Source organism: Anaerolineae bacterium (assembly GCA_016931895.1).
Classification (GTDB): domain Bacteria; phylum Chloroflexota; class Anaerolineae; order 4572-78; family J111; genus JAFGNV01.
This window is the reverse complement of sequence record JAFGDY010000261.1, coordinates 1-24,102: the sequence shown is the minus strand read 5'-3', so window position 1 is coordinate 24,102 and position 24,102 is coordinate 1. Positions and strand designations below refer to the sequence as shown.

The following is a 24,102-nucleotide window of genomic DNA, read 5'->3' as shown; positions in this document are numbered from 1 at the left end:
TAATGCAATGGTTCGCACCCGACAAGCCTGGTCGCCGGCTTGATGTGCGTCGTTTTTGATAAAATTAAATCACAGTTGCTCTGAGGGAGCCAGACCCTAAAGGTCTCTGAGACCTTTAGGGTCTTCAATCCTACAAACCAGGTGTGGTTCCCTCAGAGCAACATAACCTGGCTTGGAAGCGGGGTCAGGCATCTTCAGCGGCCCTTATCGCCGGCCCCCTCCCCGCCGGGAGGCGCTTTGTCCGGGCCGGGTCCCGGCCAAGGCGTAGTTACTTACGGAGAAGATACCATGCCCATTCATTACGTATTGTTTGAAAATCACCTGACCGCGCAGCCGGATACGTATAAGGCGGTGGCCCAACCGATAGCTACCGCGGGGCTGGACGAGGTGATAGAGCGGATGGTGGAGCACGGCTCCACCGTCACCCGGGCCGATATTTTGAGCGTGCTGGAGGATTATTTTACCGCCATCGAAGAGATGGTTTTGGAAGGTTTGCACGTGAATACCCCCAGCGCCAACTACAACGTTCAGCTTAAAGGCGTGTTTAACGGCCCCACCGATACCTTTGACCCCAAACGCCACCGGCTTACGGCCAATACCAGCCCCGGCAAACGCCTGCGGGCCATGGTGCGCCGGCGGGCGCGGGCCGCCAAGGGCCAAGCCGTCATCCCCACACCCCATCCGGTGGAGTATCTTGACCTGGTCAGCAACCGGCGCAACAGCACTTTAACCCCCGGCGGTTTGGGGCAATTGACCGGCTACCGGCTGAAGTTTGAGCCAAACGATCCCCGGCAGGGTCTCTTCCTGGCCCCGGCGGCCAACGGCCCGGCCACCCGCGTAGACATTATCGGCAAGAACAAACCCGGCGAACTCATTTTTATGACCCCTTCCCTGGCCCCGGGCCAATACACCCTGGAGGTACGCGCCCTATTTGGCAAAAGCGAGGTGCGGGCCGGAGCCTTACCGGTGGCGTTAACGGTTAACCGGGATAGTTAATTATGGAGGTTAGCAACTATGGAACCAAATGAGGCCCCCCCCAGAACCTATTACCGGGCCAGAGACGAGTTACAAATAAATAATCTGCCTTTTTTCTTTGGCTGGGTTGACTTTGAGGGGGACAAGGTGGTGGGTGAGCATTACAAACCCAAAATTGACCGGCCAAGCGGCGCATATTTGATTGGGTACTATAAAATTGAAGGGGAGGCGGCAAACTTTGCCCAAACGTTTGCCAAACACGGCCTGGTGGAAATTACCCAGGAAGAATTTAACGTCATCTTGAGCCAATGGACCCGGGGCGGCGAATACGCGCCCAATCAATGGGGCCTGGCCTGGACCTGGGAAATAGCCGGCTCTGCTTAGGTTTTCCCCCGGCGACGCACGTTGTCACCCGGCCGGTTTGACGACTCGTTGCTCTTCATCTATCATGTTAGCCGTAAAGACAAAGTTTGACCCGCCCTCGCCGGCGGGTCTAATGTTGTGGGGAAGTTTATATGTTAGACAAACTTGCCGCCGTAGAGGCGCGGTATAATGAGTTGATTGAATTGATGGGCAGCCCCCAGGTAATCGGTAACCCGGAACGGCTGATGAAATATGGCCAGGAGCAAGCCAGCCTGGAGCCGGTGGCGCAAACCTACCAACGTTACCGGGACGTGTTGGCCCAACTGGCCGACGCCCGGGCCATGCTGGCCGAGGACCTGGACGACGACATGAAAACAATGGTCCGGGAAGAAATTGAAACGTTGACCGGCCAGCAGCAAAAGCTTGAGCAAAAATTGCGCCTGATGCTGCTGCCCAAAGACCCCAACGACGATAAAAACGTTATCGTTGAAATTAGGGCCGGGGCCGGCGGCGACGAGGCCGGCCTGTTTGCCGCCGACCTCTTTCGCATTTACAGCCGCTACGCCGAGCGCAACCATTGGAAAACGTCTGTGCTCAGCCGGCACGAGTCGGGCATTGGCGGCTTCAAAGAGATCATCTTTCAAGTGGCCGGCCAGGGCGCTTACTCCAAACTTAAATACGAAAGCGGCGTCCACCGGGTGCAGCGCATCCCCGAAACCGAGAGCGGCGGGCGCATCCACACTTCTACGGCCACGGTGGCCGTGCTGCCGGAAATGGACGAGGTGGAAGTGGAGATTGACCCCAACGAGGTGCGCATTGACGTGTTCCGTTCCTCCGGCCCGGGCGGGCAGAGCGTCAACACCACCGATTCGGCGGTGCGCCTCACCCACATCCCCACCGGCATTATCATAAGCTGCCAGGATGAAAAAAGCCAGTTACAAAACCGGGCCAAAGCCTTTAACATTTTGCGGGCGCGGCTGTACGATGAAGAACAACGGCGCATTCAGGCCGAGCACGGCGCGGCCCGGCGCTCCCAGGTGGGCAGCGGCGACCGCAGTGAAAAAATCCGCACCTACAACTTTCCCCAAACCCGCGTCACCGACCACCGCATTGGCTTTACCAGCCATCGCCTGGAGTCTATTCTTGAGGGCGAAATTGACGACTTTATTGAGGCGCTGAGCAAAGCCGATCAGGAAGAAAAACTAAAGAGGCTGGCCACAACGTAGGTAGCGGAAATTAATATTCTAATGGATCGCGCAAATCTTGCCGGGTAACAATATAAGAAGCATTTTAGAAACCGCCGTGCAGCGCCTGGCGCAAGCCCAAAGCGATACGCCTCGGCTGGATGCGGAAGTATTATTGGCCCATGCCCTCCATAAAGACCGGGCCTGGCTCTACACCCACTCCCAAGCAGTCCCTCCATCCCGGCAAATAAGTCGCTTTCACCACTTGCTCACCCGCCGGGTGCAGCAGGAGCCGGTGGCCTACCTGATCGGCCACAAGGAATTTTTTGGGCTTGATTTTCAAGTCAACCGGCGCGTGCTCATTCCCCGCCCGGAAACGGAACTCCTGGTGGAAACCGCCATCCACATAGCCGCGGCCATCAAAGGTTGCGCCCCAATTGGCCAACCCGGTTCCGCGCCATCTTCAACCCCGCTTTCCATTGCCGATATTGGCACGGGCAGCGGTTGCATTGCCATTGCCCTGGCCAAACACCTTGCCGGGGTTTCGGTGGTGGCGGTTGACCGCTCGCCGGAAGCGTTACAGGTAGCCCGGCAAAATGCGGCGCGGCATGGGGTGGCGGACCGAATTAGCTGGGTGGCAGGTGATTTGTTGCAGCCTCTGGTTTATCCCTTTGCTTTGATCGTCAGCAATCCGCCGTATGTCAGCCCGGCAGAACTGGCCGCCGCCCCGCCGGAGGTCAGCCGGTACGAGCCACGGCCGGCCCTGGATGGGGGCCGGGACGGCCTGGACCTTATCCGGCGGCTGTTGGCCCAGGCCCCGACAAAACTGGCGCCGGGCGGCAGCCTGCTTATTGAAATTGGGGCCGGCCAGGGCGCCGCCGCGGCCGGGCTGGCCGGAGAGTATTTTCCCCAGGCTCATCTTGAAATCAAAAAGGATTTGGCCGGTTTGGACCGTTTGTTAGTGCTTAACCGCGAATCTGATTAAAACCCCCTCGATTCCCCTTTTTTGGTTTTTTCATTATACTAAACCCGTTTTTGTGTGTTGGGTTTGGGAACAGCCAACACTTTGTCTCAAACTATCAACGTCGGTAATAACCGACGGCGAAGGTCGTTTTTTGATCGTTTTGTAATTTGTAAGAAGAAGGGAGTTGCGCCTTTGTTATCGTCCAGAACAAATTCGTTTGCTCGCGTATTTGAGTCGATTTTAGAAAGCCTGCCCGGCCGGATCATTCTCAACCTTATGCTCATCCCCCTCCTGATCCTGCTGATATTGCTGCTGCCGCCTATCGCCCTGCCCGACCGGCTGTTGAGCATTGGCTACACCCGCATTGACCGCCACGAAGGGGGAACGGTTGAGGACCCCGATGGGGCCAAGATTACGTTTTTGCCGGAAGGGATTGATCGTTCCTTCCGGGTCAAACTAACCGCCGTGCCCCGCGAGTTTTTTTTAGAGGGCACAGCCGGCAAAAGCCTGCTGGCGGCGGCTGAAAATATCCCGCCACAACTCATTGTTAAAAGCCCTTACTACCGCGTTTTACGCAAAGGCGCTATGCCGGAAAAAGTGGCGCTGAACATTCCCATTCCCAACGAGGCCGAACCGTATCACACCCTGGACCTCTATACCTGGACCGGCGAAACCTGGGAATGGTTGCCCGGCCGGATAGCCCGGCGCGGCGACGTGATTGAGTCTGAACTGGATTACCTGCCCGACTCTGTGGTGGTGATGCAAACCCACGCCGTGCAGCCCCACATTGCCGCCGATTACCCGGCCAATGCCACTCTCCCCGACGACGCCAAAAGCATGCTGGTTGAAATCAATCCCCAGGGCCTTTTGTTAGACAGCCGCGGCAGAATTATTGACACCTTGGGCCAGCTTCCCCCGGAAATTCAACGCTCACGGTTGTCCATCATCCCCACCCTGCGCAATTGGGAAGATGAGGGGGCCGTTCGTTCCGACCTGGTTGACAACATGCTGGTTGACCCGGATACCCGCGAACAGCACCTGCAAAAAATCGTCAAGCTGGTTGAGCGGAACCGCTACGCCGGGATTGACCTTGACTATCGCGGCATCAGCCCTTATTTGCAGCCGGAATACACCGCCTTTTTAACCCAACTCCGGGCCGCCCTGCCTGAAGATAAACAGCTTTCGGTTAGAGTAGAACTGCCCCATCAAATTTCGGCCAAACAGTGGGATACCGGCGCGTACAACTGGCCTGTTATTGGGCGCGTGGCCGATATGGTGAAAGTGCCGACTTCGCCCGACCCGCGGGCTTACGCGCCCGGCGGGGCGATGGAAAATATGCTTGATTGGGCGGTGGGGCAGATCAACCGTTACAAATTGCAACTCATTTTGCCCACCAGCAGCGCCGAGCAGGTCAACGGCGCCACGCGCCATATCAGTCACCAGCAGGCCCTGGCCCCCATTGGGGTGGCCGCGGTGATGGACGGCGCAAACGTGGTGGCCCCGGGTCAGGAAATGGCTTTTGGCTTGCAAAGTGCGCTGGCGGCCACCCCCGTTCAATTCGATAGCGCCAGCGGCGCTTATTGGTTTGCCTACCTGGACGATAACAATGTTCAACATACGGTGTACCTGGAAAGCGCGGCCAGTATGGCCCGCAAGTTACAACTGGTGGCCCAATATAACTTGCGGGGTGTGGCCGTGCAAAATTTGAGCCAGGAAAACAATAACGCCTCCACCTGGGCCATGGTCCGCAACTTCCTGGACCTGGTCATCCCCCCGGTGGAAAGCCAATATGCCGTGGTTTGGCAGGTGCAAAACCAGGAGGGCGGGGTGATTGCCGAGCACATGACCGATTTGAGCAACCCCAATTACACCTGGACCGCGCCCGAAGCCGGCGGTTCCTACCTTATTGGCGCGACGATTGTTGAGGGCCAACATAGCGCCGCCGCCATTCCGCGCGGCGAAGTGGCGGTGCTGGTGGCCACGCCCACGCCTAGCCCTACTCCCACCCCCCTCCCCACGCCCACGCCAGAAATCCCCCCCACCCCGGAACCCCAGCCGGAGGCTCCGGCGCAACAACCGGCCTCTGCGCCGCAACAACCTGCCGGCGGTGGGTCGGCCCCGGCCGTAAGCTCGGCGGTGGGTAACTTGCCGTTTGACTATGGCATTCAAGTGGACCCGGGCAACCACCAATCAAACGTGGGCCTGGTGCAGGGCATGGGCTTTCGGTGGGTTAAATTGCAAATGCCCTGGATGTACGTGGAGCCGCATCCCGGCGATTATCACTGGGGCAGTTGGGACGAGATCATTCGCACTTACGCCGCCAACGGCATCAAGGTGATGCTCAGTATTCCCAAAGCGCCGGAGTGGGCGCGCCCGTCTAACACCGATTTTAGCGTTGAAGGCCCCCCGGCCGACCCGGCCACCTATGCCAATTTTGTGGCCCTGGTAGCCCAACGTTACCAGGGCGGCGTGCAGGCCATTGAGGTGTGGAACGAGCAAAATATTGATTACGAATGGGGCCGCGAACCCTTTAACCCCGCCCGTTATATGGAATTGCTCAAGGCGGCCTATACCGCCATCAAGGCGGTTGACCCCAATATGATCGTGGTCAGCGGCGCGCTCACGCCTACCGGCGCGCCGCCGCCCGGGGCCATGGACGACCAGGAATACCTGAAGCAAATGTACACGCACGGCCTCAAACAATATTGCGACGCCATTGGCGCCCATCCCAGCGGCTTTGCCAATCCTCCCGACGCCCTTTTTGCGGGGGGCGATTATGACCCCAGCCGGGGTTACGACGACCACCGCAGTTTCTTTTTCCGCAACACCATGGAAGCCTATCGCCAGATCATGGTTGAAAACGGCGACGGCGCCAAAACCATCTGGCCCACCGAGTTTGGCTGGCCGGTAATGAGATATGATGATGGCCGCTTCCCCTTTGCCGCGGAAAACTCGTTGGAGCGGCAGGCGCAATGGACCGTGCAAGCCTACCAAATGGGCCAACAGTGGGGCTGGGTGGGCACAATGTTCCTCTGGAATCTGGATTACAACGTTACCGCCGGTAACACCGAGTTAGCCAACTTTGGCATTGTGGGCGCGCCAGCTTATGATGCCCTGGCCAATATGCCCAAGTAATGATTAAACAAGGGGAAAAATTGCCTAAACGGCAACATTTCCCTTTTTCTTTTTTTTGGTTATACTATACCATTCAGAATATTGATGATTGTTGTGTTGGTTTTGGGAACAACCAGCACCATTCATTGCGCTTTTAGCCGTTAGCCTAAAACGGCCGCCGACTACCGGCGGCCAGCGGCTGACAATTTGGATGGATGAAGGAAAGGAGAAGCGCGTTTAATGTCGTCATCAAATACAAACCCGCTCATGTATATGTTCGAGACGGTTTTGGAAAGCCGTCTCGGCGGCGTAGTGATCAATTTCCTGTTAATCCCTCTGCTCATTTTGAGCGCGCTGCTTTTGCCCCCCGTTTCCCTGGCCGACCGTTTGCTCAGCATTGGCTACGAACGCATTGGCCGCGACGGGGGCGCTATTCAAGACCCCGACGGAACGCAGATTACGTTTTTGCCGGAAGGGGTCAAACGTTCATTCCGGGTTAAGCTTTCGGCCATCCCCCGCAGCCTGTTTTTAGAAGGCGCGGCCGGCAACAGCCTGCTCACGGCGGCGGAAAGCATTCCCCCCAACCTAATTGTTAAAAGCCCCTACTACAGTGTTCAGCGGAAAGGGGCCATGCCGGAGAAAATCGTCCTCAAAATCCCTATCCCCAACGAAGCCGAACCCTATAACACCCTGGATTTATACTCCTGGAACGGCGAAAGTTGGGAGTGGCTGCCGAACCGCAAACTGTTAACCGAAGACCTGATTGAGTCTGAATTGGCTTATCTCCCCGTATCGGTGGTAGTGATGCAAACCCACGCCATCCACCCCAACGTATCCACCGACTACGCCGTGGATAGCGTTCTGCCCGACGACATCAAAGATACGCTGGTGGAAATTAACCCGCAAGGGCTTTTTCTGGACAACCAGGGGGACATTGTTGACAATTTGGGCCAACTACCCCCGGAAATTCAAAACGCCACCTTTTCGGTCATTCCCACTATCCGCAACTGGAGCGAGACCGGTTCCATTCGCTCCGACTTGATAGACAACCTGCTCATTGACGCCGACGCCCGCGAACAGCACCTGCAAGCGATAGTGGACCTGGTGCAGAAAAACGCTTACCAGGGCATTGACCTTGATTATCGCGGCATCAACCCTGATCTAAAACAGGAATACACGGCCTTTCTGGCCCAACTGCGCGCGCAACTGCCTGATAATAAACAACTCTCGGTGCGGGTAGAATTGCCGCACCAGGTTTCGGCCGATACGTGGGATACCGGCGCTTACGATTGGCAGGCCATCGGGCGCATTGCCAACGTGGTCAAAGTGCCCACCTCGCCCGATCCCCGGGCTTATGCGCCGGGCGGCCAGATGGAGGCCATGCTGGATTGGGCGGTGGGCCAGGTGAACCGTTACAAATTGCAACTGCTCTTGCCCACCAGCAGCACCGAACAGGTCAACGGCATTACGCGTAACATTACCTACCAACAGGCCCTTGAGCCGATTGGCGCGGCCTCTATTTTGGGCGATACCAATATCGTCACCCCGGGTCAGGAAGTGAACTTTACCTTAAAAGGCGCCCAGGCTTCCACCGGCATCCAGTTTGATAGCGCCAGTGGAACCTACTGGTTTGCTTACCTTGACGACAACAATACCCAGCACACCGTTTATCTGGAAAACGCGGCCAGTATTGCCCGTAAGCTGCAATTTGTGGCCCAATATAATCTGCGCGGCATTGCCGTGCAAAATCTGCTTGGCGCAAACAACGATGCCCGCATCTGGGAAGTTATCCGTAAATTCCTTGACCTGGTCATTCCGCCGGTGGAAAGCCAATACTCCGTGGTTTGGCGGGTGCAAAACGAAACCGGCGGCGTAATTGCCGAGCAAATTGTGGATTTGAGCGCGCCCAACTATCAGTGGACCGCGCCGGAGGCCGGCGGCTCCTATACGGTAGGCGCGGCCATTTCTTCCGGTCCCAATGCGGCCGCAGCTGTGCCCCGCGGCGAAGTAGCCGTGCTGGTGGCCACGCCCACCCCCATGCCCACCCCTACCCCCGAACCATCGCCCACGCCCACGCCTGAACCGCCCACGCCCACGCCTGCGCCGGTTCAAGAAGCCGCTCCGGTTGAGGCTGTTGAGCAACCCTCTGCGCCGGCCCCGCCGGCCGTGGCCGCTGTGAACGTGCCCTTTGGCTACGGCGTCCAGGCCGACCCGCGCGGCAACACCTCCGGCAATATCGGCCACATCAAGGCCCTGGGCTTCAACTGGGTCAAATTCCAGATGGCCTGGAAAGACGCCGAACCGTCGCCGGGCGGCTACTCCTGGGGTATGTGGGACGACATTATTGGCCAGTACAACGCCAACGGCATCAACGTGATGTTGAGCATCCCCAAAGCGCCGGATTGGGCCAGGCCGCCGGATGACGACAAAAGTGTCGAAGGCCCCCCCGCCGACCCGGCCAAATACGCCGAATTTGTGGCCCGCGCCGCCGACCGGTATCGGGGTAAGGTGGGCGCTATTGAAGTTTGGAATGAGCAAAATCTCTGGTACGAAGCCGGTGGCCAGGGCCGCATCAATCCTGCGGCGTATGTTCAGCTTTTGCAGTTATCTTATCAAGCCATCAAATCGGTCAACCAGGATATGATTGTGATCAGCGGAGCCATGACCCCGGCCGGCAGTGTCGGCGGCCTGGCCATGGATGACATTGATTACCTGAACCAGATGTACGCCAACGGGGTCAAAGGTTTCTTTGACGCTTTGGGTTCTCACCCCAGCGGGTATAACTGCCCGGCCAATGGCGATTGGACCACCGTGGAGGATCCCACTGCCACCAATTTCCGCGGCCCCTTTGAAAACCGGCACCATAGCTGGTGCTTCCGGGGAACCATGGAAGGCTATCGCAACGTGATGGTGGCCAACGGCGATGGCGGCAAGGCCATCTCTCCCACCGAGTTTGGCTGGGCTGTTTCCGGCAACCCCCAACCCGGCTACGAGTACGCCCGCGACAATAGCCTTGAGGAACAGGCCCAGTGGCTTGTGGAAGCCTATCAACTGGCCAAGAGTTGGGGATGGGTTGGCCCGATGTTTCTCTGGAACCTGGACTACGGGGTCACTGCCCCCGGCTCTGAATTGGCCGCCTTTGGCATTATTGGCACCCCCGCTTTTAATGCGCTGGCCAATATGCCCAAATAACAAAATATTAAGATTTTTTAGCCTGGGGGGATAATGTCCCAGGCTTTTATATGAGTGGGATTGAAAATGAATCGACAAAACAATTTGCAACCAAAAAAAGGTAAAAGTTGGTTAATGTTATCCCTGCCCATTATTGTGGGCGGAGGGGTTGCCCTGGTAGTGGCTTGTGCGGCCATATTTGCCATTTACGCCATCTTCTTTTATGAGTCTACCCCGCCAAAAGCCGAAACGCCGCCCACGCCCACCTTTGAAATTGTCCGTTTTCAGGAGGGGGACCAACCTGCTGCGGCAGCGCCTGCGCCTACCACAGAGCCGGCTGTCGCCGACCCCAACCAACCTGCCGCCTCTGACCAACCTGCCCCCACCGACCCACCCGCCGCTCAACCTACCCCCATTCCGGTTGAACCCGTGCTCAACACCGCGCCCGTCACCATGACCTCGCCCGATTACGGCATGCAGGTGTTTCTGTTCTGGCAAGAAGAAATTGCCGACCGGGATTTGCAACTGGTCAAAGATGCCGGTTTCCGCTGGGTTAAGCAGGAATTTGCCTGGCGAGAAATTGAAGGCGCCGGTAAGGGCGCTTTTGATTGGAGTCGCACCGACCGGGTAATGGACCAAATTGACGCGCACGGCCTCAAGGTGATTGTGCGCCTGGGCGTGCAGCCGGAATGGGCCGGCGGCGGTTTTCCTGAAGTTGGCCCGCCTAACAACGTGCAAGATTTTGCCGATTTTGCCGCGGCCGTAGCTACCCGTTACCAGGGCCGTATTGACGCTTACCAGATTTGGAACGAGCCTAACCTGGCCCGCGAGTGGGGCAATCGCCCGCCCAATGCCGCCGAATATACCCAAATGCTCAAAATGGCCGCCGAGGCCATCAAGGCCATTGACCCCTATCCCATTATCATCAGCGCCGGCATGGCCCCCACCACTCGCAACGACGACGTGGCCCGGCCCGATACTTACTACATTCAAGAAATGTACGATGCTGGCGCCCAACCTTATTTTGACGCCCTGGGCGTGCATGGCGCCGGTTACGCTTCGCCCCCGGAAACCGACCCCGCCGAGGTGGCCAGCACGCCCGGCCTGGCTAACCCCGGCGACTTCAAGCCGGAAAACGCCGTGCCCGAAGAATTGCGCCGGGTTTATTGCTTCCGCCACGTGGAAGACGTGCGGGAAGTGATGGTTCGCAATGGCGATGAGGCCAAACAAGTGGTGCTGCTTGAGTTTGGCTGGACCATTGACCCTCGCCCAGACTCGCCCTATAACTGGCACGCGGTTACGCCGGAGCAGCAAGACAAATACTTTCAGCGGGCCTACGCCTACGCCAAAGAAAATTGGCAGCCCTGGATTGGCGTGATGAGCCTGATCTACATTGCCAATCCCCAGTGGACCATGCAAGACGAGCAAACCTATTGGAGCATTGTTTACCCCACCTACCCGGAGTTCACGCCTGCCCCGGCCTATTTTGGGTTAAAGACAATGCCCAAGGATTAAATATGATAGGTCATGTTTTTAACGTAATCCGTCTGTCCGGCAAGGCACATTACGCTATAAGCATGACCTGTAAAATCCTATGCTAACGTGAAACAAATTCTCAGCAGGCTTAGCCGCTCGTTAGATTTTTCCCTACTCCTGGTTTGGCTCCTGGCCTTACCGGCCGCCACGCCCCTGATCCAACCCCATACCATCACCGATAGCGCCGACGGGTTACTGCACCTGTATCGCGTGGTCGCCCTGGAACATATAGTTGGCCAGGGCATCCTGTTTGCCCGCTGGCTGCCCGACCTGGCCTATGGCTACGGCTTTCCGCTGTTTGTTTTTTACGCCCCGCTCTCCTACTATCTTACCCTGCTGTTGAGCTGGCCCGGTCTGGGCGTGGTTAATGCCCTCAACGCTTCTTTTATCCTGGCCCTGCTGGTATCCGGCACAGGGGTTTATCTTTTTACCAAAGACTATTTTGGGGCCAAAGCCGGGCTGCTGGCCGGCGTGGCTTACGTGTATGCGCCTATGCAACTGCTCAATACCTTGTCCAGGGGCAGTCTGCCGGCGGCCTGGGCGCTGGCTATGTTTCCCTTCGTGTTTTGGCTGTTTGGCCGTTTGCTCAGGCAGCGTGCCCGCCGGCCCTGGCCTGTATCGCGCCTGTTGCCGTTCAGCGCCTTAACCCTGGGCCTGGCCCTGCTGATGCACAACGTTTCCAGCCTGCTTTTTGCCCCATTTTTATTGCTTTACCTGGGTGTCGAATTGTTGAGCCAATTCAGCCGGGCGCAGCAGCGGCCCATCTTTCTCCGGCAAACGACCTGGCCCGTGATCCTGGCCGGAGGGTTGGGCCTGGCCCTGGCTGCCTTTTTCCTGCTCCCGGCCATGGCCGAAAAAGAATTTGCCCAGGTAGAGCGGGTCATCATCAGCCCTGATTTTGACTTCCGCTTCAACTTCATCACTCTCAAAGACCTGTTTGCGCTGCCTCAACCGGCCAACACCGGCCTGCTCAACCCGCATTACCCCTTGGCCCTGGGTTTGGCCCAGGTGGGGTTAGCCGTCGTGGGCCTGTTGGGTATACGTCGTTTGCGGCTGCCGGGCCAAAGGACCGTGGTAGGTTGGGCGATGGTAGGGCTGGTTGGGGCCATTTTTATGATGCTGCCTCTTTCTATAGGAATATGGGAGCGGCTGCCCCTGCTGGCTTTTGTCCAACATCCGCACCGTTTGTTGGGACCGGCGGCGTTTTTGCTGGCTATTTTGGCCGGACTATCGGTGGTGGCCCTGCCAGAACGATTCCGGCTTGGGTTCACCCTGGCCGGCGTCATCTTGATTTTTTTGACCGCCCTCCCGCTGCTATATCCGCGCTACCGCGACCCCTTCCCCACCGAACCAACGTTACTGGAGATGATAGCTTATGAACACGCCAGCGGCGCCATCGGCACCACCTCTTTTGGCGAATACCTGCCTGTTTGGGTCAAACAAACACCCCACGAGTCTCCGCTGGAACCAATGTACCGGGCCGGAACAACCATTGAGCGACTGGACCCGGCCTATCTGCCCCGGCAGACCCAAATTGAGATCGCCAATTACGGCTTTAATCAAGCAGAGCTGGTTATTGATTTGCCGGAGCCATACCAGGTCGTTTTTCACACTTTTTACTTCCCCGGCTGGGAGGCGCTGGTTGACGGCCAGCCCGGTTTTATTGCTCCGGTCAGCGAACGCGGGCTGGTAGGCGTGATGATGCCCGCGGGGCGGCATCACCTGCAACTTCTTTTCCGGGAAACGCCGCTCCGGCGGGTTGCTAATGCCGTGTCAATTGCCTCGTTGTTCGTTATGATCGGGTTGTTCATTACCGGCCTAAAATACTCAAATTTTGACGCCCAAACCCGGCCAGAAAATCGCCAGGGTAGAGAATTTGCGATGCTGGCCGGCCTGGCCCTGGTTTTGATCGCCGGCAAAATTATTTATTTTGACCGGTTTGATAATCCGCTCAAACATTCGTTTGACGGCGTTTATGTGGCCGGGGCGGATGTACCCAAACTGATCAACTTTGGCGGGCAGGTCAACCTGCTTGGCTATGACCTGGATTGCCAAACCGCCACCTCCGGCGAAAACTTCCATCTAACCGCATACTGGCAGGCTCGCCACCCCTTGACCACCAACTATAGTAGCCTGGCCCAACTGGTTGATGCGGAGCGCCACCTGTACGCCGCGCAGGATAACCTGCATCCGGGCAAATTACTGGCCACCCGCTGGCAGCCGTGGGGATTTGTGCAAGACCCGCATACTGTGCCTATCCCTCCCGGCACGCCTCCCGGCGACTATTTTCTGGTGATCGGCCTGTACGACCCCGCCACCTGGGCGCGTCTCCCCGTACAAGAAGGCGGCGCTTTGGCCTGGGCCGACGTGATGGCCATTCCGGTGACGGTGGAAAAATCGAGCGGCCCGCCCGCCCTGGCTGAATTGGGCCTGACCTGGCCCAACCAAACTCAGGCTTTTGGGGAAGCCGGCGCTCCGGCGGACGAAACTTCAAGAAACCTGCCGCTCCGCCTGCTCGGCGCCACCCCGGAACGAGACTTCATCTTACGTAACGACTTTCTCCGCCTGGCGCTTTTCTGGGAAGCCACCTCCGCCCCTGAAGTTGACTACCGGATCGGCGTGCGCCTGCTGGCTCCCGACGGCCAAATTGCGCTGGCGGAAATCGTCCAACCTTCCCACAATCGTTACCCCACCACCCGTTGGGCCGCCGGCGAGCGCGTGCGGGATAATCACGCGCTCTGGATTCCGCCGGACTTGCCCGCCGGGACGTATCGCCTGCAAACCCAAATTTTGGATGAAACCGGCCAGGCCGTGAGTGAGTGGCTTGAGTTGGGCCGGTTAAATATGGCTGATTGAAAATGATAAAATCACAACCCATCCTCCTGATTGTTCTCCTGCTGTTGGTAGCGTGCTCTTCTCCCACCCCATCCCCGCCAAACCCCATCCCCCCGCCTACTGGCACGCCCCTTCCTGTTGTCCTGGTGGGCCGGCCGCTCAAAGGGAGCGGCCCGGCCATTTACCGTTTGATGGAAGATAACCGGCTGCGCCACATTGATGATTGGCCCACCTACCTGGCCCTGGGCTACCAACCCGGCGATGTGGTTGAAGTTTCTGATGAAACATTGGCCGGTTATTCGTTTGACCTGCCCTTGACCCGCTGGCTCACCGGCCACACCGACCCCACCATTTATTTGCTCAAAGAAGGGCAGCGGTATCGCGTGCCGGACGTTGAAACAATGGAGGCGTTGGGGGGCAATTTATTGGCCGTGTCGCCGGTGGCGGATGATTTTCTGGGCCACTTTGCCCTGGCTCCTGACCCGCTGCCCGTCCTTAGCTTATCAGATTACGATAGAGCGCATCCCCGGGCCACGGCCGTTTTGTGGGCCAACGGCTTTCTCTGGACGGCCAATGAAACCGGCCTGCTGACCCGGTGGGACGTGGCCCAAATGCAATATCAACAATACCGGCTGCCCAACGAGCCAACCATCACCGCCCTGGCCGACGATGGGCCAACCCTCTATCTGGGCACCGCCACCGGCCAGGTGTGGCAACTGGTCGCCGCTGAGGGGCAAACCCGGTTGGGGCAGAGCCAATCCGGTTGGGTGCCGGCTTTGGCCGTTGGCCCAAACACCATCTGGTATGCCGACGCCAACCATTTTGACCCCTCCGGCCAGCGCTATCACCTTGGCCGGGGCCTGATCCGGTTGGAACGCGATCAAAAAGAAACGGTTTACAATTTGCTGGATCATAACGCCGCGCACGATCCCTTAAAAAATATCACAGCGCTGGCCTTTGATGCCCCGGCCAAAACCTTGTGGGCCGGCACCCGTTTTGCCGGGCTGCTGCGCTACCACCTGGAAACGGATAGCTGGCAGGTGTACCATACCTTGAACAGCCAACTCCCGGACAACGAGATCGCCGACCTCAAACTTGGCCCGGATGGCTCTCTCTGGCTGGCTACCCGCTCCGGCGTAACCCGTTACCAAAATGAGACCTGGGCAAACTATCCCCTGGCCGAAGGTTTGACGGACCAAGGCGCGCGTTTCCTGGCGATTGCCAAAGACAACACCGTTTGGGTGGCCGGTGATCACTATCTGGCCTGGCGCTGGCCGGAACAGACCTGGCAGGTGTATACCGCCCTCGACCACCCCCTGCTGGCCGAACAATTTGATTTTGTGGCGCTGGCAGAGGAGGAGCGCCCCTGGTTCATTGGTCGCAAGTTGAAAATCCACTTTGACGGGCAGGTCTGGACGGCCTACGACGTTGACGTGCGCCGCTTTGCCGAATTTACGCCGGGCCAACCCCTGCCGGGCATCACCCCGCCCCCGCTGAATTTTCCCGATCCCCGCCAGGATTATATTGGCTGGTTGAAAACATGGCCCCGGCCGGAAGCCGACAATGGCCGCGGTATTCATTTTTTGCAAACCCACTGGTTTGACGAAATTGAGATGCAGAAACACGTCAATCGTATGCAAAAACTGGGGATGCGCTGGACGCTGGTGACTTATGCCAATCGTTACCAATTGATGCGCTCGGCTCCTATTTTCCGGGAGGCCGGCCTGATGGTGGTCTGGCGGCCCTTTGTGCGGCCTTATGAAAGTTATGAGCACTGGGCCGGCGATGTTGAATATTTGCGCTCGCAAGGCCTGGCCCCCTATATTCAACTTTATAATGAACCCAGCTTGGCCCAGGAATGGGACGAAGCGCATCCCCTTGATCAAGAGCTGTACTTGAGCCATCTATTGCCGGCCATTCGCCAGGTTTATGATGCCGGGGGGTATGTGGGGCTGCAATTTCTCAACCCGGACTGGCTGCGGGCCACGCTGCAACAGATGAAGGCCCGGCAAATGACGGATGTATTTGACCGCCTCTTTTTTGTGCCGCATCCTTACGGCTTGAATCATCCGCCGGATTATGACGAGGATATAAACGGCGTATTAGGTTTTAGAGAATTTGCCCAAATTTTTGAAGAAGAAATCGGCTTTACGCCGGTGATGATTGCCGGAGAAGGCGGTTGGCGGCCCGGTGAAGCCCAAGATGATCGTTTTCCCGTGATTGACGATAAAGTGCACCGCGATTATCACCTGGCCGTTTTTGATTGGTTCCGTACCGGCCGGCTTTCTAACGGCGCCCCCCTGCCAGATTATTTTTTTGCCTTTTGTCCCTGGCTCATTGCCGACCCGCACGATCCGGCAGCCTGGTTTGACAGCGCCTCCGGCGATAGAACCTTAACCATCGAAGCGATTGAGGCGATGCCTGGCTTTGAGCGAAAATTCTCGTGGGATGGAAAAAACTGACCGGTGTGTTCAGCCTGCCTAAAATTCTGGACACATCCTAATCAATTGAAATCTTTACTACTCGCCATAACAGTGTTATAATTACTCAAACTCCTCTAAATTCTAACCCATTGCCGAGGTTACTCTTGAGTCAAGTTCAACGGCTTTACCGCTTGCAGTCCCTTGATAGCGAATTAGATAAAACAAAGCAGCAATTGACCGATATTGCCGCCAGGCTGGGCGAAAGTCAAACCTTAAAGGATGCTCAGAAAGCGGTTGAGACGGCGGATAAGAACCTGCATAACGTTCAGACCAAAATGCGGGATTTGGAGTTAGAAGTAAAAAGTTTGGGTGATAAAATTGCGCAACAAGAAAAAATGCTCTATGGCGGCAAAGCGTTCAGCGCCAAAGAGGCCGCCAACCTTCAAGACGAAGTGGCCTCGCTGAAACGCCGTTATGCTAACCGGGAAGAGGTTTTGTTAGAGGCCATGGTTGAGGCCGAAGAAGCCGGAGAACGATTGGCCCAGGCCCAGGCCGAGTTATCTCACGTGCAAACCAGTTGGGCCGCCGACCAGGCCGATTTGCTCAAAAAACAAAGCCAGTTAGAAGCAAAAGTAACAGAGCTGGTGGAACAACGTTTGGGCCTGGCTGGCGGAATTGAGGCGGATGACTTGGACGAATATGAAGCGTTACGCCCCTCAAAAGCCGGCGTGGCCGTGGCTGCGGTCAAAGAAGGAGTGTGTCAAGGATGTGGCATAGCTCCCTCCCATAGTAAAATGCAGCGGGCCAGGGCCGGCAACGAGTTAATCTATTGCGGCGGCTGTGGCCGCATCCTATACGTACCATAAGGAGCAGACCATGGCGTTTCGGAATATTCAAGTAGATGTGGATGATGCGGTTTTTCAGGCGGCCTTGAATCGAGCCACCAGTGAAGGCACCTCCATTGGCCAGGTGATTGCCAAACATCTCAAACAGTATGCCGATGGGGCCACCTCTGGCACGCCCACCACCTATACCGTTAAGAGCGGCGATACGTTGGGCAAGATTGCTCTTAAAATGTATGGCGACGCCCACAAATATCCCCTTATCCAACGGGCCAACAACATTGCCAATCCCAGCCGGATTTGGGTGGGCCAGGTGTTGATTATTCCGCCGGTGGCCGGCGCAACCCCGGCTGCATCCACCACCTCTACAGCCTCCCCCTCGCCCGCCACGCCTGTGGTCAGTGCGCCGCCGAGGCCGGTAATCACGCCCGGTCCAACCCCTGCCGCGCCTGCCCCAGTAACGCCTACTCTCCCCACCGGCATCGCGCCGCCAAAGCCATCTATCCAGTGGGTTGGCTCGCCCAACTTTAACCGGCGGTCCAACCCCCAAGATATTACCGCTCTTACCATTCATGCTACGGCAAACAGCACCCTGCAAGGCGTGATTGATTGGTTCAACAATCCCAACGCCAAAGTGAGCGCCCATTACACCATTGGCAAAGACGGCCAAATTGTCCAGCACGTGCGAGATACCGACCGCGCCTGGCACGCCGGTAAAAGCGAGTGGAAAGGCCGGGCCTCTTGCAACGACTACTGCCTGGGCATTGAGTTGGTCAATCTGAATGATGGGTTAGACCCCTACCCGGAAGCCCAACACAACGCTAACGTGGCTTTATGCGCTTACCTGTGCCATCAGTATAATATCAGTATTGACGACATTATGGGGCATCTTGACATTGCCCTGCCCCCGGGCCGAAAATCCGACCCGCGTAACTACGACCTGGACCGGCTGCGACGTGAAGTGGCCGGGGTTCTGGGCCGGTGAGGTAAACCCAAAAATGAAGGCCGCGCCGTATTTGTGCTATCCCCTTTTACCTGGCTGTCCTTCGCCCTTGGCTTTGGGCTGCTGGACTTAACCTCTTAGTTTTTCCCCAAACGCAATCTTGCCGTCGCTCAACGTATTTTGAGCGACATTGTCCCTTTATTTTTTAAAATGAATGGCGCTTGGTTGAACGCGCTTGTGGTTTTTGCTATTTTTTCTCTTTGGTAATCTCCATCCAGAGCGCACCCCAAGGGCCAAAGGTAACTATTCAGGTCATGTCTGAGGGTTCCATAAGGCCGAGACCTTATTCAATCAGAAAAGAAACTATTGGGGGGACACCCCCCAAGCCCCCCGGCCTACCGGCAGTTTCTTAATAGCGAGGAACGAGCGAAGAATCTCTATGCAGTCTACCAAAAACTAAGCAAAGCAGCGCCGCATGGAGATTCTTCGGCCTATGGCCTCAGAGCCTGTCTGAAAAGCCTAACATGTCATTTCGAGCGTAGCGAGAAATCTCTACGGCGTGAAGTTTTCCGGCGAGATTCCAGGGATTTCTCGGCCTAACGGCCTTGAAATGACATTTAAGAGACAGGCTCTTAGAATGACATGGCAAGGTGAATAATCGTCTTTTATCAAATAACATGGAGTAGATAAAATGTTAGCAAATCAAATTACCAAAAATAAAGTCAGCCCAGAACGCATAATCACCGACCTGCCCGGCCCCAAAGCGCAAGCTTTGCTGGCTCGAGACGCCAAGGTGGTTTCGCCCTCCTACCCCCGCGACTATCCTTTTGTGATGGACCACGGCCGCGGCGCGGAAGCGTGGGACGTGGACGGGAATCGTTTTATTGATTTTGCCGCCGGCATTGCCGTGGCCTCCACCGGCCACGCCCATCCCCAGGTGGTGCAGGCCATCAAAAACGCCGCCGATAAATTTGTGCACATTTCGTCGGATTATTATCACGAGCTACAGGTTAAACTGGGCGAAAAAATGAACGACATCGCCCCCATGGCCGAGCCGGCTATGTCGTTTTTCACCAACTCCGGCACCGAGAGCGTGGAAGGGGCCATCAAATTGGCCCGCCTGGTCACCGGGCGGCAGCGGTTCATTGGTTTTTTGGGGGGGTTTCACGGCCGCACCATGGGCTCGCTGGCTTTTACGGCCAGCAAATACACCCAGCAGGACGGCTTTTTCCCCACCATGCCGGGCGTGACCCACGTACCCTACCCCAACAACTATCGGCCCATTTTAGCCGGCAACGACCAGGGCGAAGCGGTGCTGAATTATATTGAAAACGTGTTGTTCCAAAGTAATGTGCCGCCGGCCGAAGTAGCCGGAATTCTGATTGAACCCATTTTGGGCGAGGGCGGCTACATTGTGCCCCCGGATTCATTTTTGCCCGGCCTGCGCGACCTGTGCGACCGTTACGAGATTTTACTGATTGCCGACGAAGTGCAGAGCGGCATTGGTCGCACCGGCCAAATGTTTGCCATAGAGCATTGGGGCGTGCAGCCGGATATTATCACCACGGCCAAAGGGATTGCCTCGGGCATGCCCATTGGCACGGTTACGGCGCGGAAGTCGTTGATGGAGCAGTGGCCGCGCGGCGCGCACGGCAATACTTACGGCGGCAATCCCCTTTGCTGCGCCGCCGCCCTGGCCACCATTGACCTGGTGGAAAACGAGTATAAAGATAACGCCGCCAGAGTGGGTCAATATTTGTTAAATAAGATGAAAGACCTGGCCGGCCGCTATCCCATGATTGGCGATGTGCGCGGCAAGGGTTTGATGATTGGCATGGAATTTGTCACAGACCCGGCCGGCAAAAAACCGGCGGCCAAGTTTGTGGCCAACCTGATCCACGAGGCGTTCTACAACGGCCTACTGCTGCTGCCTTGCGGCGTCAGCACCATCCGGTTTATGCCTCCCCTGATGTTAAGCCAGGATTTGGCCGACGAGGGCGTGGAAATTATGGAAGAGTCCCTTAAGGCTGTTTCCGGGCGACACAAATAAAAGATAGGCCGTTTGAAAAATCCCCCAACTTTGTTATAATCTGGCCCTGGGGTTTGTTCCAAATTAGGGTAGGGACAGGACATTGTCCTGTCCCTACGGCTAAAATTTTTGAAACGCGCCCCACTCTATGAACCGTCCCACAATTCTAACGTAAATCAAACAAATTTGAGATAAACTGGAAGGGCGTAATTTCAGTTGGAGGTATAAAAATGGCCAAGAAAAAAAGCAACAAACAAACTCAAACGGCTCCGGCCCCCATTGAATTTCAGGCCGAAATTCAAAAGGTGCTGGACATTCTTATTCATTCCCTCTATACCAACCGCGAAATCTTCTTGCGCGAGTTGCTTTCTAACGCGCTCGATGCGCTGCACCGTATTCAGTTTGAAATGCTCACCAATCGTGACGTACTGGATGAAGGCGCAGAACTGGCCGTTTATCTGGAAACGGACGAGAAGAATCGCACCCTAACCATCCGCGATACGGGCATTGGTATGACCCAGGAAGAAATGGTGGAAAACCTGGGCACAATTGCTCATTCCGGGGCGCAGCAGTTTTTGCAGGCTATGGAAAAAGCCGGCCAAAAAGGCCAGCCCCTTACCACCGACATTATCGGCCAGTTTGGGGTGGGCTTTTATTCCGTGTTTATGGTGGCCGACGAAGTGACCGTCACCTCTCGCTCATACCGGCCCGAGGCCGAGGCCGCCGTGTGGCAATCAAGCGGCCAGGGCACCTATACCGTTGGCCCGGCGGAAAAGGCCGCCCGGGGCACCACCATTGTGATCAAACTCAAAGAAGACGCCAAAGAGTTTGCCCAGGTCTATCGCGTCCGGCAGATCGTCAAAACCCACTCTGATTTTGGGGCCTTCCCCATTTACGTTAAAGAGCAAAAACCGCCCGCCGAGGGTGAAGCCGAAGGCAAAACCGAATTTGTCCAGGCCAACCAACAAACGGCCCTCTGGCGACAATCGCCCCGCGAAGTGGATGAAGAAAAGTACAAATCCTTTTATCACCAACTCACCCTTGATTTTGGCGACCCGCTGCTGCGGCTGCACACTTCGGCGGACGCGCCGGTGCAGTTTTACGCCTTGCTCTTTGTGCCGTCCAAAAGAGATTACCGGATTTTTGGCGTCAAAGAGGATTATGGCCTTAAGCTTTATTCTCGAAAGATTCTCATTCAGGAAAACTTCAAAGAACTGCTGCCCAAATACCTGCGTTTTGTTGAAGGCGTGGTAGATTCGGAAGACCTACCCCTGAACGTGTCCCGCGAAACCATCCAGTCCACGCCCTTGCTGGAAAAAATCAAGAGCGTGCTGGTGCGCCGCATTGCCGGCGAGTTGGCCACGCTGGCCGAGGAAAAACCGGACACGTACCGTACCTTTTGGCAGGAGTTCGGCGGTTTCATTAAAGAAGGCATTGCCACCGAGCCGGATAGCCACGGCAAATTTGTGGACCTGCTCCGTTTCCAATCCAGCCGGGGCCAAAGCAAAGACGAGTTGATCTCTTTGGCTCAATATGCTGAGCGCATGCAGAAAGATCAGAGCGAAATCTATTATATTTTGGGCGACGATTACGACGTGATCTCGCGCAGCCCGCACCTGGAGTACTTCAAAAAACACAATCTGGAGGTGTTGTATCTGACCGATCCCATGGACAGCTTTATGCTGGTTGGCTTGCGGGAGTATAACGGCAAACCGCTCAAGAATGTAGACGATGCCGGATTGGATTTGCCGGAAGAGGAAAAAACCGGCGAAGAAAAGAAGGAAGACGCCATCCCGCCTGACCAGTTTGAGGCGCTGGTAAGCCGGTTTAAGGAGGTGTTGGGCGACCGCGTGGAGGACGTGCAGGAGAGCAAAATTTTAACCGACAGTCCCTGTCGGCTGGTCAATCCGGCCGGGGCAATGAATACCGGCATGCAGCGGGTGCAGCGTTTGTTGGACAAGGATTATCAAATTCCCAAGAAGATTTTGGAGATCAACCGCAAGAGCGGGTTGATCCAGAACATCTCCGCCCGCCTGGCAGCCAACGCCGAAGACGAGCTGCTAAATCCCTTGATCGAGCAGTTGTTTGAAAGCGCCCTGGTGGTAGAAGGCATTCACCCCAACCCGGCTGAGATGGTTCCCCGCATTCAGCAATTGATGGAAGCGGCAGCAAGGGTAAAGTGAGCCGCAAAAATAGAGAAGCGGCAAAAGTGTTTTCTCGTTCTCAAATTTATAGCGAGATTAGTTTGAAACCGGTACTTTCAGTAAAAACGGTGGATATGTCATTCGACGCCGCTACGCTTACAGGAGAAATCTCCTCGAAACCGTACCTTTAAAAGGAGATTTCTCGGCCTACGGCCTCGAAATGACATTCAGCTTGTCGCTTACAAAAGTATCGATTTCATTCTGTTTTTAGTAGGGAACGAGAAATACGTCAAATTCTGCCATACCCCGCGCGGGAGGGATGCGCTTCCTGTTTGCCGTCAACATAATAGGCCACCCACTCGGCCAGCCTCAAGCCCAGGCGTTGGCAAATATCCTTTTCGCTGGGGTCTTTGGGCCGGCCCGGCAGGGCCGCGCCGTAGTGCAACGTGCGGAGCGGAGCCACATAATCGGTGACGCCAAAAACAAGGAAACCATAATTCATCAAAATGGTCAGCAGGGCCAGGCAGGCCAGTTCCGGCCCGCCGCCCAGCCCACCGGCTGAAGAAAAGGCGCAGCCAAATTTGCCATCCACTTTTTGCCAGGCGGGTTTTACCAACCCATCCCACCACTTTTTCATTTCCCAGGGCACAGAACCCAGATGCGTCGGCGCGCCCACGGCAATGCCGTCACACCAAAATAAATCATCTACCGTTGCTTCAGTTACGCTTTTTAAGCTAACGTCTATCCCTGCCACCATGGCCGCTCCTTCTGCCACCAATTGAGCCATGGCTTTGGTGCGCCCTGTTTCCGAATAGTACAACACTAACACTTTGCCCATTGATTCCTCCAAGATAATAGGTTTCGCCACATTGATCCGGTATGTTCGCTGGCTATTATTCTTTCACCAATCCGCCGTGGTAAACCAGTTCGTAAACCCGGGTATTCTGGCGCATAATCCATTCTTTTCCGGTAAACGACGTCATCTCGCCCTCGTTGGTGTCAAAATAGGTGTCGTTTTTTGCGGTAGAATATTCAAAACCGCCCAAAAAACGGCCTTCCTGGTATAAGGCCGACAGGCTTTGTTTGATAATCTGTCCCGCTTCATCAGCCCGGATCAGGTCCGATTCCAGGATGCGGCCATAATAGTTCATCACCCACACCGGCCGGCCCCTAAAGTAAACCACTTCCTGGCCCAAAAAATCCGTGCCGCCAAAGTAGCTGTCCAGATAGGCAAAGTTACCCTCGTGAAATTGAAGATCGTGGGCGCCGGGCCGGTACGCGAGGCTTTTGGCCCCCCCGCCTACGTAAGTGGCTGCTTTGGCCCGGACGATGAATAAGTTGAGTTGTTCCAGAGAAAAGTTTTTCATTGTTTACGCTCCATATAGTGATGCTACTACTCAAATTGAGCATAGTATTGTTCCACCGCTGCAAAATCAACCGTCGAGTCGGGCTGCTTGTTAAGGTTTTCATAATGTTTCCGCCGCGCCCGCATGTCGGCCAGCAGGATGGCCCGGGCGTGGATCGCCACTTCCCCGGCCACTTCAAGCGGCACCACCACAATGCCGTCGTCGTCGCAGCC

16 protein-coding genes are annotated in these 24,102 nt (G+C 56.3%); 13 read left to right on the top strand and 3 right to left on the bottom strand.

Annotated elements, in window-relative coordinates:
• Positions 1 to 288: 288 nt before the first annotated feature.
• The 13 genes from JW953_20160 (at position 289) to htpG (ending at position 22,562) form a co-directional block, all read left to right on the top strand.
• A complete protein-coding gene (locus JW953_20160; protein MBN1995020.1) occupies positions 289 to 996 on the top strand; it encodes a DUF4469 domain-containing protein in 708 nt (235 codons plus the stop codon).
• Between the two features lie 18 nt (positions 997 to 1,014).
• A complete protein-coding gene (locus tag JW953_20155) occupies positions 1,015 to 1,359 on the top strand; it encodes a hypothetical protein (GenBank protein MBN1995019.1) in 345 nt (114 codons plus the stop codon).
• 131 nt (positions 1,360 to 1,490) lie between these two features.
• Positions 1,491 to 2,564: a peptide chain release factor 1 gene (gene prfA / locus JW953_20150; GenBank protein ID MBN1995018.1), complete on the top strand. Its 1,074-nt coding sequence runs from the start codon at positions 1,491 to 1,493 to the stop codon at positions 2,562 to 2,564.
• A 52-nt stretch (positions 2,565 to 2,616) separates the two neighbouring features.
• Positions 2,617 to 3,507, top strand: coding sequence for a peptide chain release factor N(5)-glutamine methyltransferase (gene prmC / locus JW953_20145; GenBank protein MBN1995017.1), 891 nt, complete (start codon positions 2,617 to 2,619; stop codon positions 3,505 to 3,507).
• Between the two features lie 171 nt (positions 3,508 to 3,678).
• Positions 3,679 to 6,621 carry a cellulase family glycosylhydrolase gene (locus tag JW953_20140; GenBank protein ID MBN1995016.1) on the top strand — a complete coding sequence of 981 codons (2,943 nt, stop codon included), beginning with the start codon at positions 3,679 to 3,681 and terminating at the stop codon, positions 6,619 to 6,621.
• A 219-nt stretch (positions 6,622 to 6,840) separates the two neighbouring features.
• Entirely contained in the window at positions 6,841 to 9,792 is a 2,952-nt protein-coding gene (locus JW953_20135) for a cellulase family glycosylhydrolase (protein MBN1995015.1), read from the top strand.
• A 66-nt stretch (positions 9,793 to 9,858) separates the two neighbouring features.
• Positions 9,859 to 11,286, top strand: coding sequence for a cellulase family glycosylhydrolase (locus JW953_20130; protein ID MBN1995014.1), 1,428 nt, complete (start codon positions 9,859 to 9,861; stop codon positions 11,284 to 11,286).
• A gap of 87 nt (positions 11,287 to 11,373) precedes the next feature.
• Positions 11,374 to 14,163: a hypothetical protein gene (locus tag JW953_20125; protein MBN1995013.1), complete on the top strand. Its 2,790-nt coding sequence runs from the start codon at positions 11,374 to 11,376 to the stop codon at positions 14,161 to 14,163.
• 2 nt (positions 14,164 to 14,165) lie between these two features.
• The gene (locus JW953_20120; protein MBN1995012.1) at positions 14,166 to 16,604 is read left to right on the top strand and encodes a hypothetical protein; all 2,439 of its coding nucleotides are present in this window, start codon (positions 14,166 to 14,168) and stop codon (positions 16,602 to 16,604) included.
• A 125-nt stretch (positions 16,605 to 16,729) separates the two neighbouring features.
• Complete coding sequence (locus JW953_20115) at positions 16,730 to 17,431, top strand: hypothetical protein (GenBank protein ID MBN1995011.1); 702 nt, start codon at positions 16,730 to 16,732, stop codon at positions 17,429 to 17,431.
• A gap of 10 nt (positions 17,432 to 17,441) precedes the next feature.
• On the top strand, positions 17,442 to 18,392 hold the full coding sequence (locus JW953_20110; protein ID MBN1995010.1) for an N-acetylmuramoyl-L-alanine amidase: 951 nt from the start codon (positions 17,442 to 17,444) through the stop codon (positions 18,390 to 18,392).
• Positions 18,393 to 19,041: 649 nt separating this feature from the next.
• Entirely contained in the window at positions 19,042 to 20,400 is a 1,359-nt protein-coding gene (locus tag JW953_20105) for an acetyl ornithine aminotransferase family protein (protein MBN1995009.1), read from the top strand.
• Positions 20,401 to 20,609: 209 nt separating this feature from the next.
• Positions 20,610 to 22,562, top strand: coding sequence for a molecular chaperone HtpG (gene htpG / locus JW953_20100; protein ID MBN1995008.1), 1,953 nt, complete (start codon positions 20,610 to 20,612; stop codon positions 22,560 to 22,562).
• A gap of 250 nt (positions 22,563 to 22,812) precedes the next feature.
• On the opposite strand, the gene JW953_20095 is transcribed toward htpG, so the two are convergent.
• The 3 genes from JW953_20095 to JW953_20085 all read right to left on the bottom strand — a co-directional run.
• Positions 22,813 to 23,361: a flavodoxin domain-containing protein gene (locus JW953_20095; GenBank protein MBN1995007.1), complete on the bottom strand. Its 549-nt coding sequence runs from the start codon at positions 23,359 to 23,361 to the stop codon at positions 22,813 to 22,815.
• Between the two features lie 55 nt (positions 23,362 to 23,416).
• Entirely contained in the window at positions 23,417 to 23,890 is a 474-nt protein-coding gene (locus tag JW953_20090; GenBank protein ID MBN1995006.1) for a hypothetical protein, read from the bottom strand.
• Positions 23,891 to 23,916: 26 nt separating this feature from the next.
• Positions 23,917 to 24,102, bottom strand: a 186-nt coding sequence (locus JW953_20085) for an RraA family protein (GenBank protein ID MBN1995005.1), incomplete at its 5' end; no start/stop codon positions are given.

Excerpts from the sequence above, each read along its gene's own strand:
- prfA (MBN1995018.1), top strand. The coding sequence starts at position 1,491 with ATGTTAGACAAACTTGCCGCCGTAGAGGCGCGGTATAATGAGTTGATT.
- htpG (MBN1995008.1), top strand. The coding sequence starts at position 20,610 with ATGGCCAAGAAAAAAAGCAACAAACAAACTCAAACGGCTCCGGCCCCC.
- JW953_20135 (MBN1995015.1), top strand. The coding sequence starts at position 6,841 with ATGTCGTCATCAAATACAAACCCGCTCATGTATATGTTCGAGACGGTT.
- JW953_20090 (MBN1995006.1), bottom strand. The coding sequence starts at position 23,890 with ATGAAAAACTTTTCTCTGGAACAACTCAACTTATTCATCGTCCGGGCC.
- JW953_20120 (MBN1995012.1), top strand. The coding sequence starts at position 14,166 with ATGATAAAATCACAACCCATCCTCCTGATTGTTCTCCTGCTGTTGGTA.
- JW953_20160 (MBN1995020.1), top strand. The coding sequence starts at position 289 with ATGCCCATTCATTACGTATTGTTTGAAAATCACCTGACCGCGCAGCCG.
- JW953_20095 (MBN1995007.1), bottom strand. The coding sequence starts at position 23,361 with ATGGGCAAAGTGTTAGTGTTGTACTATTCGGAAACAGGGCGCACCAAA.
- JW953_20130 (MBN1995014.1), top strand. The coding sequence starts at position 9,859 with ATGAATCGACAAAACAATTTGCAACCAAAAAAAGGTAAAAGTTGGTTA.
- JW953_20110 (MBN1995010.1), top strand. The coding sequence starts at position 17,442 with ATGGCGTTTCGGAATATTCAAGTAGATGTGGATGATGCGGTTTTTCAG.
- JW953_20105 (MBN1995009.1), top strand. The coding sequence starts at position 19,042 with ATGTTAGCAAATCAAATTACCAAAAATAAAGTCAGCCCAGAACGCATA.
- JW953_20155 (MBN1995019.1), top strand. The coding sequence starts at position 1,015 with ATGGAACCAAATGAGGCCCCCCCCAGAACCTATTACCGGGCCAGAGAC.